This is a genomic window from Azospirillum aestuarii (assembly GCF_016632405.1).
In the GTDB taxonomy this organism is placed as follows: Bacteria; Pseudomonadota; Alphaproteobacteria; order Azospirillales; family Azospirillaceae; genus Azospirillum; species Azospirillum aestuarii.
The window spans coordinates 198,254-212,822 of record NZ_JAEPIV010000008.1; the positions used below are offsets into that span (position 1 = coordinate 198,254).

A 14,569-nucleotide genomic window follows, 5' to 3' on the forward strand; every position below is an offset into this window, starting at 1 on the left:
AGGGGAGGGGCCGTGCTTTCCTCAGCGGCGCTGCGCCGATTGGGAATAGACGTAGGAGTCGAAGCTGTTCTCGGCGACGCGGAACCACAGCCGCTCCTCGTCGCGGAAGGGCTTCCACGCCTCATAGACCTTCTTGAAGCGCGGGTTCTTCGCCGACAGCTCGTCATACAGCTCGTTGGCGATCTTCTCGCAGGCCATCATGACGTCGCGCGGGAAGGCGCGAAGCTGGGCGCCGCCGGCCACCAGACGCTTCAGCGCCGCGGCGTTGACGGCGTCGTACTTGGCGATCATCCAGGTGTTCGCTTCCCAGCAGGCCTGCTCCAGGATCGTCTTGTAGGAGTCCGGCAACTGCTCCCACGCGGTGATGTTGATCATCAGCGGGATCTGGGCGGAGCCTTCCCACCAGCCCGGCGAGTAGTAGTATTTGGCGACCTTGTGGAAGCCCAGCTTCTCGTCGTCGTAGGGGCCGACGAATTCCGCCGCGTCGATGGTGCCGCGTTCCAGCGCCGGGTAGATGTCGCCGCCGCCGATCTGCTGCGGGACGAGGCCCAGCTTGCCCATGATCTGCCCGGCCAGCCCGCCGACCCGCATCTTGAGGCCGCTGAGATCCTCCACCGTCTTGATTTCCTTGCGGAACCAGCCGCCCATCTGGGCCGTCGTGTTGCCGGCGGGGATGTTGTAGATGTTATGCTCCCGGAACAGCTCCCGCATCAGCTCCAGCCCGCCGCCGTGCATCATCCAGGAGATGTGCTGCCGCGTGTTCAGGCCGAAGGGCATGGCCGTGTCGAAGCAGAAGGTCGGGTCCTTGCCGATGTAGAAGTAGGCGGCGGACTGGCCGCACTCGATCGTGCCATTCTGCACCGCGTCCAGCACCTGGAGCGCCGGCACGATCTCGCCCGCCGCGAAGGTGCGGATCTGGAACTTGTTGTCCGTCGCGGCGGCGACCCGGCGGGCGATCAGCTCCGCCCCGCCGAAGATGGTGTCGAGGCTCTTCGGGTAGCTCGACGCCATGCGCCACTTGATCTCGGGCTGGCTCTGCGCGATGGCCGGTGCGGCGACGACGGTGCTGGCGGCCAGACCGACCCCGGCGCTGGCGAGGAAGGAACGACGTTTCATGGCGGGGAGAACTCCCTTCCCATTCATTATGTTTATGCCGCCGGTCTTAGCGGAAAACATCGATACGGGCCAGTGGCTCCGGCTGCGGAGCTGGGCTTCGCTTTGGGCATTGCCGGGGTGGTGTTTGCGGTCCATCATCCGCAGGTCGCACAATAAAGAACCCGAACCGCGAAGAGGAAACGCACGGGCATGGATGCACAGGATCTGCGCGCGCTCCAGGCGCCGCTGAAGGACAAGTACAAGGACGCCCCGGAGTCGGCGGTGGTGACGCTGAAGGCCCGTGGGGCGCTGGATGATTCCGGCATCGCCTGCAAGGTCGAGACGGGCCGGGCGCTGGTGGAGGCCGGTCTGCATCCGGCGACCGGCGGGCCGGGCACCCAGGCCTGTTCCGGCGACATGCTGCTGGAGGCCCTGGTGGCCTGCGCGGGGGTGACGCTGAAGGCGGTCGCCACGGCGCTGGAGTTCAAGCTGCGCGGCGGCACCGTGTCGGCGGAAGGCGACCTGGATTTCCGCGGCACGCTGGGCGTGGCGAAGGACGCGCCGGTCGGCTTCCGCGCCATCCGCCTGCGCTTCGACCTGGACACCGACGAGCCGGCGGAGCGCATCGCCACCCTGACCAAGCTGACCGAGCGCTATTGCGTCGTCTACCAGACGCTGGCCCACCCGCCGCCGATGTCGCTGGCCATCGAGACGGGACAGGGGTGACGGTTCTCCCGAATGGGGCGGTTCCGAAGGGCCGCCCTTACCGGCCTTGGGCGATTAGGGCGTCAAGATTTGACAGTGGGTCAATCGATCACGGCGTTGCCGGTTGCCCAAGCCCTGAACTGCGCCGCCGATTCCGAAGAGGTCGGCAATGACCCCATAGCTTTCTGAGAAACGCGATATTCAATGATAACTCCGTCAACATTGTGCAGGCTCTTGCCGACGGGGATCACTTTGTGCAAGCGGACAAGCAGTCGTCCGTCCTCCTTCCACTCCAAGTCAACGGACTTGTCCGAGCGGGCGTAACCCTTGAAAACCGTCACTCGCTTGCCGGTTCCGGGCGTAGTGATCTCGATATCAGTCCCGTCATCAGAGCTGATCGCGAGTGGGCCGCTCACGCAGACGCCTGTACTGACTACTGCTTTGCGCAGCCCGGTGGGTGACGTGACGACCAATTCATCGTCAAAGTATCGCTGCAAGCAGCCATCGTCTCTAAGAACGTCGACTAATGCCGGAAGCGCCGGAAGCGTTCCAATCGCCCCGATTGTTGAGACTATCAGCAGGTAAGGCGCAAGCAGAGCGTTGGCGATAACCTGCAGCCATCGAGGAAGTCTTGTTTTGTATGAATAAATTATCATCGCAGGGGCTGAAAGTATGGACAGAATTGCTGCGACGGCAATCATTTGGATTATAGGTGAGTTTGTATACATAGTTATTCTATGTGCCTTCATGACAGATGAAGGGCTACCAGGAAAACAACGGGGTAGCCGAAGCGGATTTCCCCGTTCATAACTGAACTGTCGCAGACACAGCTAGAAAGGACATCGGCGCCCGTCATCCCCCGCTAGGCTTGCGGAGAGCGTATGCGCCGATGTCTCTTATGGGAGTGGCGATGCTCAGTCGTTGAGGAAAGGATTGTACAGCCTCTCCTCCCCGATGGTCGAGGTCGGGCCGTGGCCGGGGATGAAGGTCACGTCGTCGCCCAGCGGGAACAGCTTGCTGCGGATCGACTCGATCAGGTCGCCGTGGTTGCCCTTGGGGAAGTCGGTGCGGCCGATGGAGCCCTGGAACAGCACGTCGCCGACGATGGCGATTTTGCTCGGCTTGTGCACGAAGACCACATGGCCCGGCGTGTGGCCCGGACAGTGGTGGACGTCCAGCGTCAGGTTGCCGACCGTCACCGTGTCGCCTTCCTCCAGCCAGCGGTCCGGCGTGAAGGAGCGGACCGGTGGGAAGCCGAACATCTGGCTCTGCATCGGCATGCCGTCGATCCAGAACTGGTCCTCGCGGTGCGGCCCCTCGATGGGCAGTTTCAGCTCGTCGGCGAGGTCGGCGACGGCGCCGGCATGGTCGATGTGGCCGTGGGTGACCAGGATCTTTTCCAGCGTCACGCCCTTCGACTGGGCGGCGCGCAGGATGCGCGGCAGATCGCCGCCGGGATCGACGGCGGCGCCCTTCATCGTCTCCGGACACCAGAGCACCGTGCAGTTCTGCTGGAACGGAGTGACGGGAACGATGATGGTCTGCATGCCGCGTCCTTCGCCGGTCAATGATCAATGGTCAGGGATCGATTCGTGCACGACCTTACGCGCCAGCGTTTTCCAGGGCAAGAACCGGTACCAATTCCTGGGCAACACGGCTATATGGAGTGCACTTTATCTTTATACCATTCCGCCGCGGGGGGCGGTGCCGGACCGAATGCTGTCGCAAAAAGCCAAATACGCCCTGCGTGCGCTGATCATGCTGGCCGAACGGACGGATGACGAACTCGTCCTGATCGCCGAAATCGCCGAGCGGGAGAACATTCCGCGCAAGTTCCTGGAAGCCATTCTGGTGGAACTGCGCAAGCATGGCCTGCTGTTCGCCAAGCGCGGCAAGAGCGGCGGCTACCGCCTGGCGCGCCCTGCCGAGGAGATTTCCTTCGGCGAGGTGATCCGGCTGATCGACGGGCATCTGGCGCCGATCCCCTGCGCCAGCAAGAATTCCTTCCGTCCCTGCGAGGACTGCATCGACCCGCCGACCTGTTCGGTGCGCTGGCTGATGGTCCAGGTGCGCGACGCCACTGCCCAGGTGCTCGACAACCAAACCCTGTCCGACGCCCTGCGCCACCGTCAGGCGACCGGCGGCCTGCCCGTCAATTTCGACATCTGATCGGTTTCCGTCCCATCAGGGCACCAGATCGACGGCGATGAAGACGCGGTCCAGCGCGCGGTTCGTCGCCTCGCGCAGGATGCCGTTCTCCAGTAACTCGTCGACCAGAAGCTGGGCGCCGCGGAAGGTGCTGCCCAGCCGCTTCTGCACCCGCCGTACGGTCAGGGCGGGTTCCTCGAACAGAAGCTCCAACAGGTCCGGAATGCGGGAGTTGCGGCGCTTGGCCCCCACCCGCTGTTGCCAGCCCTCCGCCTTGCGGTCCAGGGACAGGGCGCGCTCCCGCTCCCGCCGCGCCGTCTCCGCCACCGTGTCGGCCAGCCACAGCCGCCATCCCTCCTCCCGCCCGCGGGCGGCGAGGCCGGCGGTCGTGCGGTCGGCGTGCAGGGAGACGGACATCGGCAGCCAGACGTTCGGAACGCGGCAGCAGCGCGCCACCGCCAGCGCGCCCATCAGCCGGGCCGAGGGCACCGCCCAGGCGGGAATCCGCAGATCGGGCGCCGGGCGCAGCAGTTCAGCCAGCATGCCCACGCCTCCCAGCAGGGCCGGCGAGTCGCCGGCATGGTCCAGACGCTTGAGCAGGGTGGCGGCCTCCGCCTCCCGGTCCGCCGAGAAGGCCAGCCGTCCGGGATCGCGCCCCGACACCTCCGCCTGAAGGCAGCGCCACAGCGCCTCCGTCCAGCCCAGCGTCCAGGCCGGAGGCGCGTCGTCCGCGAAGGGCGCGGCGTCGCCGTCATCGTCTGACGGGAGAGAGAAGCGGGCATCCGATCCCGCCTCCAGCTCCGCCACGGCGCGCCAGGCGTCGGCGGCGGCCCCGCCGGACGGCAGCGGCGCGCGGGCGTTTCCCACATGGCGGGTGGGCGCGGCGATGACGCCTTGCGTGAACAGGGCGCCTTGCCACAGCGCGCGGACCGATTGGGCCGCTCCCCGTCCTGCGGTGGGGACGAGGTCGGTGCCGATGGTCGCCACCAGAAACTCCGCCGGGTCCACCGCCACGCCGTCGAGCCGCGCCGCCGCGCAGGACTCCCGGCGCGCCGCGTCAGCCCACAGCCGCCGCCGGCGCGCGGGGTCCTGGACCACCTCCGCCAGCCGGCCGAGCGCGCGCTCGGCTTCCAGAAGGGCGGTCAGGAGTGCGGGGGTGGGGGGCTGGGCTGCGTCAGGCATGGCCGTTCGGGACAGGAGGCGGAGAGGGCGCGCATGATAGCGATCCCATGCGACGCTTCCAGCGCGATCCAAAGCCTCACATTTCACAGATTTATGTGAATTTGTCTCTCGATGACGTGGGGAATGATAAAAAACAGCCTTGCGGCCTCCGAGAAATCATGCAAACTCTAGAAGGCAAATGGATATTACATATACATCATAAAGTATGTGAATACGGCACCGGTCGATCCGGTGCCATGGCCGACTTTGTGAACAACGGTGCGGTGCGTGGCCTCCAGGGCCGATTGCCCGCGCCCCAATGAACCATACCGAGGGAGTGTGCCATGTCGTTTCGTGATCGGCTCTCCGCGCTCCGCGCAAACCGGTTCTCCGCTGGCCGGCTGTCCGCATTGGCCGCGGGCGTCGCCCTCGCCATGCTGACCATCGCGCCCGCCAAGGCGCAGACCACGCTGCTGAACGTCTCCTATGACCCCACACGTGAGTTCTATGTGGAGTTCAACAAGGCGTTCGCCAAGAAATGGCAGTCAGAAAACGGCCAGACGGTGACCGTCAAGCAGTCGCACGGCGGATCGGGCAAGCAGGCTCGTTCGGTCATCGACGGGCTGGACGCCGACGTGGTGACGCTGGCGCTGGCCTACGACATCGACGCCATCGCCGACTCCAGCGCTCTGCCGAAGACGTGGCAGACGCGCCTGCCGAACAACAGCTCCCCCTACACCTCGACCATTGTCTTCCTGGTACGCAAGGGAAACCCGAAGCAGATCAAGGACTGGGACGACCTGCTGAAGCCGGGCGTGCAGGTCATCACCCCGAACCCGAAGACCTCGGGCGGGGCGCGCTGGAACTACCTGGCCGCCTGGGCCTATTCGCTGGAGAAGAACGGCAACGACGAGGCCAAGGCCAAGCAGTTCGTCGGCGACCTGTTCCGGAACGTGCCGGTGCTGGACAGCGGCGCCCGCGGCTCCACCGTCACCTTCACGCAGCGGCAGCTCGGCGACGTGCTGCTGGCCTGGGAGAACGAGGCCTTCCTGTCGCTCCAGGAGTTCGGCGCCGACAAGTTCGACATTGTCGTGCCGTCGCTGTCGATCCTGGCGGAACCGCCGGTCACGGTCGTCGATTCGGTGGTGGACCGCAAGGGAACCCGCAAGGCGGCGGAAGCCTATCTGAACTTCCTCTACAGCCCCGAAGCGCAGGAAATCGCGGCGAAGCACTTCTACCGCCCGCGCCTGCCGGAGGTCGCTGCACGGTATGCGGATCGCTTCCCTAATGTTAAGCTTGTGACCATCGACGGTTCCTTCGGGGGCTGGCGCACGGCCCAGGAGAAGCATTTCGCGGATGGCGGCGTCTTCGACCAGATCTACCAGAAGGGCCGCTGACCCGTGGTCGCGGCAACCACCAGCGACGCCGTGTTTCCCAATACGGGGGGCACGGTGTTGAGCGTTCTTCGAAAACCCAGCGTCCTGCCCGGCTTCGGGCTGACCCTGGGATTCACGCTGACCTATCTGTCCCTGATCGTCCTGCTGCCGCTTGCCGCGCTGGCGTTGAAGGCGGCGGGGCTGGGCTGGTCCGGCTTCTGGGACGCGGTGCTGACGCCGCGCGTCCTGGCCGCCTTCAAGGTCAGCTTCGGGCTGTCGCTGGCCGCCGCCGCGGTCAACGCCGTCTTCGGCTTCATCGTCGCTTGGGTGCTGGTGCGCTACCGCTTCCCCGGCGACCGGATCGTCGACGCGCTGGTGGACCTGCCCTTCGCCCTGCCCACCGCGGTGGCCGGCATCGCGCTCAGCGCGCTCTACGCGCCCAACGGCTGGATCGGCTCCCTGCTGATGGAATGGTTCGGGCTGAGGGTGGCCTTCACGCCGCTGGGCATCGCCATCGCCCTGACCTTCATCGGCCTGCCCTTCGTGGTCCGCACCGTGCAGCCGATCCTCCAGGACCTGCCGCCGGAGGAGGAGGAGGCCGCCGCGGCGCTGGGCGCCACGCGCTGGCAGTCCTTCCGGCGGGTGGTGTTCCCGGCGCTTCTGCCGGCCCTGCTGACCGGCTTCGCGCTGGCCTTCGCCCGCGGGGTGGGGGAGTACGGCTCGGTCATTTTCATCGCCGGCAACATCCCCGGCCTGTCGGAAATCCTTCCGCTGCTGATCGTCATCAAGCTGGAGCAGTACGACTATGCCGGCGCCGCCGCGGTCGGCGTGCTGATGCTGATGGCGTCCTTCGTGCTGCTGCTGGCCCTGAACCTGCTGCAAGCCTGGATGAGGTCGCGCCATGCTCGCTAGGAAAGCCGTCGGCTTTACCCCGGCGCTGGCCGACAGCCGGTGGGTGAAGGGGCTTCTGATCGCCACGGCGCTGGCCTTCCTGCTGCTGTTCCTGGTCCTGCCGCTGGTCGCGGTCTTCGTCGAGGCGCTGCGCCGCGGCACGGACGCCTATTGGGCGGCGCTGGTGGAGCCGGACGCGGTGGCGGCGATCAAGCTGACGCTGATCGTCGCGGCCATCGCCGTGCCGATGAACCTCCTCTTCGGCGTGGCGGCGTCCTGGTGCATCGCCAAGTTCGACTTCCGCGGCAAGGACGTGCTGATCACCCTGATCGACCTGCCTTTCTCGGTGTCGCCGGTGATCTCCGGCCTGATCTACGTGCTGCTGTTCGGGCTGCACGGGCTGATGGGACCGTTCCTCAAGTCGCAGGGCATCCAGATCATCTTCGCCGTGCCGGGGCTGGTGCTCGCCACCGTCTTCGTCACCTTCCCCTTCGTCGCCCGCGAGCTGATTCCGCTGATGCAGGAGCAGGGCAACGAGGAGGAGGAGGCGGCGCTGGTGCTGGGCGCGTCCGGCTGGCAGACCTTCTGGCGCGTCACCCTGCCCAACATCAAATGGGGCCTGCTGTACGGCGTCCTGCTGTGCAACGCCCGCGCGATGGGCGAGTTCGGCGCGGTGTCGGTGGTGTCCGGCCACATCCGGGGCGAGACCAACACGATGCCCCTGCATGTCGAGATCCTCTACAACGAATACAACTTGGTCGCTGCCTTCGCGGTGGCCTCGGTGCTGGCCATGCTCGCCCTCGTCACGCTGGTCGTGAAGACGGTGCTGGAATGGCGCTTCGGGGCTGAGCTGGCGGCCACCCGGCATTGAGGCGACGCACGTCATGGCGATCCAGGTATCCGGCATCACCAAGCAATTCGGAACGTTCCGCGCGCTCGATGCGGTGGACCTCGAAGTCCGTTCCGGCGAGCTTCTGGCCCTGCTCGGCCCGTCGGGCTCGGGCAAGACGACCCTTCTGCGCATCATGGCGGGGCTTGAGTTCGCCGATTCCGGCAGCCTCCTGCTGAACGGGGAGGAGGCGCTGAGCCTCACCCCGCGGGAGCGGCAGGTCGGCTTCGTCTTCCAGCATTACGCGCTGTTCCGCCACATGACCGTCTTCGACAACGTGGCCTTCGGGATGAGGGTGCGGCCGCGCGGACAGCGCCCGACCTCCACCGAGATCAAGCGGCGCGTCATGGAACTGCTGGAGCTGGTCCAGCTCGCCCATTTCGCCGACCGCTACCCGGCGCAGCTGTCCGGCGGGCAGCGGCAGCGCGTGGCGCTGGCCCGCGCGCTGGCCATCGAGCCGAAGGTCCTGCTGCTCGACGAGCCGTTCGGCGCGCTCGACGCCAAGGTGCGCAAGGAGCTGCGGCGCTGGCTGCGCAAGCTGCACGAGGACATCCACATCACCTCCGTCTTCGTCACCCACGATCAGGAGGAGGCGTTGGAGCTGGCCGACCGCGTGGTGGTGATGAGCCAGGGCCGGATCGAGCAGGTGGGCAGCCCGGCCGAGGTCTACGACCGTCCGGCCTCCGCCTTCGTCTACGAGTTTCTCGGGCAGGTGAACCGCTTCGACTGCGTGGTGGCGGACGGGGTGGCGCGGACGGCCAACGGGGCTTTGTCCATCCCCGCCGACGGCACGGTCCGCGGCCCGGCCATCGCCTATGTGCGCCCGCACGATCTGGGGCTGAGCCCCTGCGCCGCGGGACCGGGCCGGGTGTCGGGCATTCATGTGGTGGGACCGGACGCGCGGATCGAGATCGACCTCGCTGGCCTGCCGCTGGAGGCCGAGATGGACCGCGAGCGCCTGTCCGCCCTGGGCCTGCGCCCCGGCGACCAGTGCGCCGTCCACATTGCCCGCGCCCGTGTCTTTCCGCAGCCGTGACGGCATCCTGACGAAGCCCGGCCTATCCTCGAAAAGGGGCGGGCAGGGCGTTCGGCCTCATGCCGATGGAGCCCCGGCGGGCCATGAAGCCTGCCCCGTCGGGGCCATGGACTAAGTCCAACGCCGAATCGTAACGCCAATGCCTTCTGGCGATGCGGACGGTGGATGTGTTGAGCCTTCCGCATTGCACCCAATGCAGGAGGCTCCGGTGGACCATTCAGGACTGTCGCAGGCTCCCGGCCCCGCCGCCGCCCTGCGGACGGACGCCGGGGCCGGAGCCTGGTCGCCGCCGCTGGCGCTCGTGCTCCCGGTGATCCTGGCGCTGCTTCTGCTGCCCCTCGTGCTGGTGGAGATGCCGCCGCTGCTCGACTACCCGAACCATCTGGCGCGGGTGGACGTGCTGCTGCATGTCCGGTCCGACCCCTTCCTGGCCGACCATTACACGGCCTCCCTGACGCCGGTCCCGAACCTGCTGATGGAGGCGGTGATGCTGCCGCTCGCCAGCGTGCTGCCGCTGTACGTCGCCGGGCGCGTCTACATGGCGCTGGCCGGGCTGCTCACCCTGTTCGGGGCGATGCTGCTGAATCGGACTTTGTTCGGACGGTGGAGCCTGTGGCCGCTGTGCGGCGCACTGTTCATCCACAACGCCACGCTGATCGGCGGCTTCATGAGCTTCTCGCTCGGCCTCGGCTTCCTGCTGGTCGGGCTGTCGCTGTGGATCGCGCTGGCGGGGCGGCGCTGGCAATTGCCGGTGGGGATGGGCTGCGCCCTGTTCCTTTATTTCGCCCACGCCATCGTGCTCGGCTCCTTCCTGCTCTGCCTGTTCGCGGTGGAGGCGGTGAAATACATGGGGCAGGGGCGAAAGCCGCTGACGCTCGCCAATCTCGGGCGCGACGCCCTGCGCTTCGCCGCGCTGCTCGCCCTTCCCGTGGCGCTGTTCGCCGGGACGGTGGGAACGCACCTCCTCCAATCCGACGCGGCGGCGGTGGGCGCGCGGGACAGCACGCCGGTCCTGCTGCTGAAGGAAATCTACTGGCGGCTGAAGAAGCTGACCGAACTGAAGCAGTGGCGCTATCGGCTGCACGACATGCTGGCTCCGGTCCTGAACTACAACACGCTGCTCGATGTGGCGACCCTGCTGCTGATCCTCGGCGGCATGGTGGCGGCGCGGCTGGCGGGCTGGCTGCGCGCCGCGCCGGCGATGATGCTGGCGGTGGGGTTGTTCGTTTTGGCCTTCTTCGTCGTGCCCGACCCCTTCTTCGGCACCTATTTCGTGTCGATCCGCTTTTGGATTCTGGCCGCCTTCCTGCTGGTGGCCGGCACCGACATCCGTTTTCCCAGCGCCCGCGCCGCGGCGGCCTTCGCCGCCGGGCTGCTCGCCCTGCTGACGGTGCGGACCGGCGTGCTGACGCTCAACTGGCTGGCCTACGAGGACGACGTGGCCGACCTGCGCCGCGCCATGGAGCGGATCGAGCCCGGACGCTCCATCCTGATCGCCTGGGCGGGGCAGGAGGCCGGCTGTTGCAACACGCGCGAGTTCCTGCTCACCCAGCCGCCCTGGCGGCATGCGCTGGTCGCCTTGCCCAGCCTCATCCATCTGCCGTCGCTGATCACCGTGGAGCGGCGCGCCTTCGTCCCGACCCTGTTCAGCCACCCCGGCAAGCAGCCGCTGACGGTGACCCAGCCCTACCGCGACCGCTGCATGGCGATCTACGAGGGGGTTCCGGTGGATGTGCGCCTGCTCTCCCGTCCCGAAGAGGCGACCCTGCGCGACCATGTCGAGCCCTGCCCGCATTACATCGGCTGGCGGGACAAGTACGATTACGTGCTGGTGATGTTCTCCAACGTCTTCCACGCGGCCGGGCTGAAACCGCCGCCGGGCGCGGAGGAGGTTTACCGCGGCACCGTGTTCGACCTGTGGCGGGTGGAGCGCTGACGCAACCGCTCAGTCTTTCTGGTCGGCGGGCTCGCTGAGCGCGTCATAGCCGCGGTCGCGGACGCTCTTCAGGCTCTGGTCGATGGTCTCGGCGTCCACCCCGGCGTTGCGCAGCACGAGGCTGGCCAGTTGCAGGCTGGCCTCCAGCGTTTCCGGCACCACGGCGCTGGCCCCGGCCTTCTTCAGCCGCGCGCCGCGCTCCAGGTCGTGGGCGCGGGCGGCGATGGCGAGGCGCGGGGCGGCCCGGCGGATGGCCTCGACGGCGCGCTCCGCCATGTCAGGGCGGTTGACGGTGATGACCGCGGCCCGCGCCCGCTCGATACCGGCGGCGCGCAGCACGCCGATCTGGCTGGAATCGCCGTAATAGACCGGCAGCCCCTCGGCCCGCGCCGCCGCCACCCGCTGCGGGTCGAGGTCCAGCGCGACGTAGGGAATGTCGTGGGTGCGCAGCAGCCGGGCGACGGCGCGCCCGACCCGGCCATAGCCGGCGATCAGCACATGGCCGGTGATGTCGCTGGTCTCCACCCCGAAAGCCTCGGCGCCGTAGCGGGCCTCGACCCTCTGGGCCAGCCGCTGGGCGACGGCGCCGACCAGCGGCGTCACCGCCATGCTGAGCGCCACGCAGGAGGACAGCAGCAGCCCCGTCTCGTCCTCCAGCACCGCCAGCCGCGTCGCCTTGCCGATCAGCACGAAGGCGAACTCGCCGCCCTGCGACAGCAGCAGACCGATGCGCAGCGAGGTCGCCAGCCCGAGCCCCGACAGGCGGCAGAGCAGGAACAGCAGGATGCTCTTCCCGACCAGCAGCGCCGCGGTCACCATCAGGATGTCGTCGGCGCGCCGGAGCATGGCCGGCAGGTCGAGCGTCATGCCCACCGTCATGAAGAACAGGCCGAGCAGCAGGCCGCGGAACGGTTCGATGTCGGCCTCCACCTGATGGCGGTAGGCGGTGTCGGCCATCAGCATGCCGGCCAGGAAGGCACCCAGCGCCATCGACATGCCGGCCTCCGCCGTCAGCCCGGCGACCGCCAGGACGACCAGCAGATTGGTCGCCGTGAAGACCTCCGGACTCTTGGCCGAGGCCACGAAGTGATAGACCGGGCGCACCACGAAGCGGCCCAGCAGCATGATGGCGCCGATCGCCGCGACGGCCTTGACCCCGGCCAGGGCGAGCGCCCAGGGGATGCTGGTGTCGCCGCCGGCCAGCAGCGGCAGCAGGGTCAGCAGCGGCACGACGGCCAGATCCTGGAAGATCAGCACGGCGACCGACACGCGCCCGAAGCGCGCCACCGTCTCCCCGCGCTCGACCAGCAGCTTCAGCACCGTGGCGGTGGACGAGAAGGCCAGCATGCCGCCGATCACCAGCGCTGCCGCCATGCCCTCGCCCAGCGCGTAGGCGACGGCGGCGATGGCGGCGCTGGTCAGGACGACCTGCATCAGCCCCAGCCCGAAGATGTAGCGCCGCATCGCCCGCAGGCGCGACAGCGGCAGTTCCAGCCCGATGGCGAAGAGGAGGAAGACCACCCCGAATTCGGACAGGACCTGGGGAAGCGCCATGTCCACCACCGGCCCCGGCGTGTGCGGACCGAGCAGCGCCCCACCCACCAGATAGCCGAGCACCGCCGGGATGCGCAGAGCCTGGAACAAGGGGACGATCACCACCGCCGCCAGCAGCAGGAACAGGACGTCGAAGAGCAGTTTGGGATCGTGCATGGCCGCGCGCTGGCTGGGTCGGGCCGGATGCCGGCCGTCCGGGACGGCGTCTGTATGCGGTGCAAACATCACCGCCGCAAGCGCAGCGGGTGCGCGAAAGATCGGAATGCGAAAAAAAGTCCCGGGGCGGGCAAAAAAGATCGCCCAGTGGCGGCGCTGCCGCGGCGTCAGACGGCGCGTGCGGCCAACAGCTCGTCCACGGCGCTGGCAAGCTCGCTGTTGTCGAAGGGCTTGTACAGCATGCGGTCGGCGCCGTGCATGGCCGACAGGTTCAGCGAGAAGGCCGCCGGAAAGTCGTCCGTGCCGCCGGACATGGCAATGATGCTTGGAACCTGGGGGGCGTCGCGGGCGCGCAGGCGGCGGATCAGCTCGATCCCGTCCAGGCCGGGCATCATCATGTCGACGATGGCAAGGTCGAAGGGCTCGCGTTCCAGCATGGACAGGCCGGACAGGCCGTCATTGGCCTCCGTCACCTGGTGGCCCAGCGTCTCCAGTATCATGCGCAGCAGCGCCGTGAAGGCCGGAACGTCGTCGATCACCAGAATTCTGGCCATGGGCTCCGTCGCTCCCAACAATGCGATGGCGTGAAGTGCGGGCGGCGCGGGCGGTTCAGTCCGCCGCGGCGCCGTTGCGGTCGGCGTTGTGAGAGGAGCCCAGCGAGTCCCCGGCGCGCGCTCCGCCCTCGGCGCGGCGGGACAGCAGCGAGCGCAACAGCTCGTCCAGCCCCGCGGCCAGCGCGCCGTGCTGGGCCGGCGCCAAACCGTCGATGGCGGCGACCAACTCGTTCAGCGGATCGTTGGCGAGCATGCTCCGCCCCTGCGCCGTGAGGGTCAACCGGATGGAGCGGCGGTCGGTCTCGCTGGGGTGGCGCTCCAGCAGATCTTTTTTCAGAAGGGCCGCGATGGTCTGGCTGGCCGTGCCCTTGGTCGTCCCGTGATGGCGGGCGAAGGCCACGACGTTGCGGGCGCTCGCGTTCGCCTGGGCGAAGTAACGCAGCGCCGCCCATTGGGCCGGGTTCAGCCCATCCGTGAAGGCCAGGCTGGCGGTCGTCCGCAGAACCTGCGCCATAACCTCGGCGGTCGCGCGCGCGCTTGGGCGCATGCCGGCTCCCCTGTGCCTGCGGTTTCGAGATAAAACCATAATGGTCCGGCATGGGGCCTGTCCAGCCGCCGCCACACCACGCCGTCGTTGCCCTTTCAGAGTCGAATCTGTCGTTGGGCGAGCCTTTTTGCTGGATCGGCGGCGGGCGCTGCCCTATACAGCGCCTCCCTCGCCGGACGCGGTCCGGAGGGGGCGCCCCGAAAGACTGGAGGGGTGGAGGTCAGGGCGCTGACCGATCCGTTTTCCGCCCCAGGCGGCCTAGGCGGTTCGGTGAATACGAAACAAAGGGCTTGACGCCCTCGGCCGTAAGCGCTAGATTGATCCTCCGCCGGCACGAACGATCGTTTGTGCCTCTCCGGCCTTCAAATACTCGATGATGTCCACGGCCAGTTCGCCGGGCGTTGTCTTGTGTGGTTCGCCGGGCGATGGATCTTTGACATTGTTGATCATGAAAATCGAGAAGGGATGCGCAGGCGGCGGTTTTGACCGTTGGCCGCGGACCGGTTCCGGAAGGGACTGGC

General features: G+C 67.5%; 15 protein-coding genes. 7 read left to right on the plus strand and 8 right to left on the minus strand.

Annotation, left to right across the window (positions count from 1 at the left end; translation table 11 throughout):
- Window positions 1-21: 21 nt before the first annotated feature.
- The gene (locus tag JJL56_RS16740; RefSeq protein ID WP_145628899.1) at window positions 22-1,116 is read right to left on the minus strand and encodes a TRAP transporter substrate-binding protein; all 1,095 of its coding nucleotides are present in this window, start codon (window positions 1,114-1,116) and stop codon (window positions 22-24) included.
- A 189-nt stretch (window positions 1,117-1,305) separates the two neighbouring features.
- On the opposite strand from JJL56_RS16740, the gene JJL56_RS16745 reads away from it, so the two are divergent.
- Window positions 1,306-1,821, plus strand: a complete 516-nt coding sequence (locus JJL56_RS16745; protein WP_200485686.1) for an OsmC family protein — start codon at window positions 1,306-1,308, stop codon at window positions 1,819-1,821.
- 80 nt (window positions 1,822-1,901) lie between these two features.
- On the opposite strand, the gene JJL56_RS16750 is transcribed toward JJL56_RS16745, so the two are convergent.
- Both JJL56_RS16750 and JJL56_RS16755 read right to left on the minus strand, forming a co-directional pair.
- A complete protein-coding gene (locus JJL56_RS16750; protein ID WP_200485687.1) occupies window positions 1,902-2,501 on the minus strand; it encodes a hypothetical protein in 600 nt (199 codons plus the stop codon).
- 213 nt (window positions 2,502-2,714) lie between these two features.
- Complete coding sequence (locus JJL56_RS16755; protein ID WP_040134577.1) at window positions 2,715-3,347, minus strand: MBL fold metallo-hydrolase; 633 nt, start codon at window positions 3,345-3,347, stop codon at window positions 2,715-2,717.
- Between the two features lie 169 nt (window positions 3,348-3,516).
- On the opposite strand from JJL56_RS16755, the gene JJL56_RS16760 reads away from it, so the two are divergent.
- Window positions 3,517-3,969 (plus strand): RrF2 family transcriptional regulator, encoded by a 453-nt coding sequence (locus tag JJL56_RS16760; protein ID WP_014198135.1) that lies wholly within the window; start codon window positions 3,517-3,519, stop codon window positions 3,967-3,969.
- A 15-nt stretch (window positions 3,970-3,984) separates the two neighbouring features.
- Here the strand turns inward: JJL56_RS16760 and JJL56_RS16765 are convergent, their stop codons facing one another.
- On the minus strand, window positions 3,985-5,130 hold the full coding sequence (locus tag JJL56_RS16765) for a hypothetical protein (RefSeq protein ID WP_200485688.1): 1,146 nt from the start codon (window positions 5,128-5,130) through the stop codon (window positions 3,985-3,987).
- 323 nt (window positions 5,131-5,453) lie between these two features.
- Between JJL56_RS16765 and JJL56_RS16770 the strand changes: the two genes are divergently transcribed.
- The 5 genes from JJL56_RS16770 (at window position 5,454) to JJL56_RS16790 (ending at window position 11,237) form a co-directional block, all read left to right on the plus strand.
- Window positions 5,454-6,506, plus strand: a complete 1,053-nt coding sequence (locus JJL56_RS16770; RefSeq protein WP_200485689.1) for a sulfate ABC transporter substrate-binding protein — start codon at window positions 5,454-5,456, stop codon at window positions 6,504-6,506.
- A 57-nt stretch (window positions 6,507-6,563) separates the two neighbouring features.
- Complete coding sequence (cysT, locus tag JJL56_RS16775; RefSeq protein ID WP_211110912.1) at window positions 6,564-7,397, plus strand: sulfate ABC transporter permease subunit CysT; 834 nt, start codon at window positions 6,564-6,566, stop codon at window positions 7,395-7,397.
- Window positions 7,387-8,247, plus strand: a complete 861-nt coding sequence (gene cysW, locus JJL56_RS16780) for a sulfate ABC transporter permease subunit CysW (protein ID WP_200485690.1) — start codon at window positions 7,387-7,389, stop codon at window positions 8,245-8,247. The genes cysT and cysW overlap by 11 nt, the downstream gene beginning before the upstream one ends.
- A 13-nt stretch (window positions 8,248-8,260) precedes the next feature.
- Window positions 8,261-9,301, plus strand: a complete 1,041-nt coding sequence (locus tag JJL56_RS16785) for a sulfate/molybdate ABC transporter ATP-binding protein (protein ID WP_200485691.1) — start codon at window positions 8,261-8,263, stop codon at window positions 9,299-9,301.
- A 208-nt stretch (window positions 9,302-9,509) separates the two neighbouring features.
- Window positions 9,510-11,237 carry a hypothetical protein gene (locus JJL56_RS16790; protein WP_345772593.1) on the plus strand — a complete coding sequence of 576 codons (1,728 nt, stop codon included), beginning with the start codon at window positions 9,510-9,512 and terminating at the stop codon, window positions 11,235-11,237.
- Window positions 11,238-11,246: 9 nt separating this feature from the next.
- Here JJL56_RS16790 and JJL56_RS16795 read toward each other — a convergent pair whose 3' ends face one another.
- The 4 genes from JJL56_RS16795 to JJL56_RS32805 form a co-directional block, all read right to left on the minus strand.
- A complete protein-coding gene (locus JJL56_RS16795) occupies window positions 11,247-12,947 on the minus strand; it encodes a monovalent cation:proton antiporter-2 (CPA2) family protein (protein WP_145628883.1) in 1,701 nt (566 codons plus the stop codon).
- A gap of 167 nt (window positions 12,948-13,114) precedes the next feature.
- Window positions 13,115-13,501 carry a response regulator gene (locus JJL56_RS16800; RefSeq protein ID WP_200485693.1) on the minus strand — a complete coding sequence of 129 codons (387 nt, stop codon included), beginning with the start codon at window positions 13,499-13,501 and terminating at the stop codon, window positions 13,115-13,117.
- A gap of 55 nt (window positions 13,502-13,556) precedes the next feature.
- Window positions 13,557-14,048, minus strand: coding sequence for a MarR family winged helix-turn-helix transcriptional regulator (locus JJL56_RS16805; protein WP_145628879.1), 492 nt, complete (start codon window positions 14,046-14,048; stop codon window positions 13,557-13,559).
- A 312-nt stretch (window positions 14,049-14,360) separates the two neighbouring features.
- On the minus strand, window positions 14,361-14,569 hold a 209-nt coding region (locus tag JJL56_RS32805; RefSeq protein WP_211111888.1), incomplete at its 5' end, for a hypothetical protein.

Coding starts and splice junctions, on each gene's coding strand:
- JJL56_RS16795 (WP_145628883.1), bottom strand. CDS start 12,947: ATGCACGATCCCAAACTGCTCTTCGACGTCCTGTTCCTGCTGCTGGCG.
- JJL56_RS16745 (WP_200485686.1), top strand. CDS start 1,306: ATGGATGCACAGGATCTGCGCGCGCTCCAGGCGCCGCTGAAGGACAAG.
- JJL56_RS16750 (WP_200485687.1), bottom strand. CDS start 2,501: ATGATTGCCGTCGCAGCAATTCTGTCCATACTTTCAGCCCCTGCGATG.
- JJL56_RS16760 (WP_014198135.1), top strand. CDS start 3,517: ATGCTGTCGCAAAAAGCCAAATACGCCCTGCGTGCGCTGATCATGCTG.
- JJL56_RS16805 (WP_145628879.1), bottom strand. CDS start 14,048: ATGCGCCCAAGCGCGCGCGCGACCGCCGAGGTTATGGCGCAGGTTCTG.
- JJL56_RS16765 (WP_200485688.1), bottom strand. CDS start 5,130: ATGCCTGACGCAGCCCAGCCCCCCACCCCCGCACTCCTGACCGCCCTT.
- JJL56_RS16800 (WP_200485693.1), bottom strand. CDS start 13,501: ATGGCCAGAATTCTGGTGATCGACGACGTTCCGGCCTTCACGGCGCTG.
- cysW (WP_200485690.1), top strand. CDS start 7,387: ATGCTCGCTAGGAAAGCCGTCGGCTTTACCCCGGCGCTGGCCGACAGC.
- JJL56_RS16740 (WP_145628899.1), bottom strand. CDS start 1,116: ATGAAACGTCGTTCCTTCCTCGCCAGCGCCGGGGTCGGTCTGGCCGCC.
- JJL56_RS16770 (WP_200485689.1), top strand. CDS start 5,454: ATGTCGTTTCGTGATCGGCTCTCCGCGCTCCGCGCAAACCGGTTCTCC.
- JJL56_RS16785 (WP_200485691.1), top strand. CDS start 8,261: ATGGCGATCCAGGTATCCGGCATCACCAAGCAATTCGGAACGTTCCGC.
- JJL56_RS16755 (WP_040134577.1), bottom strand. CDS start 3,347: ATGCAGACCATCATCGTTCCCGTCACTCCGTTCCAGCAGAACTGCACG.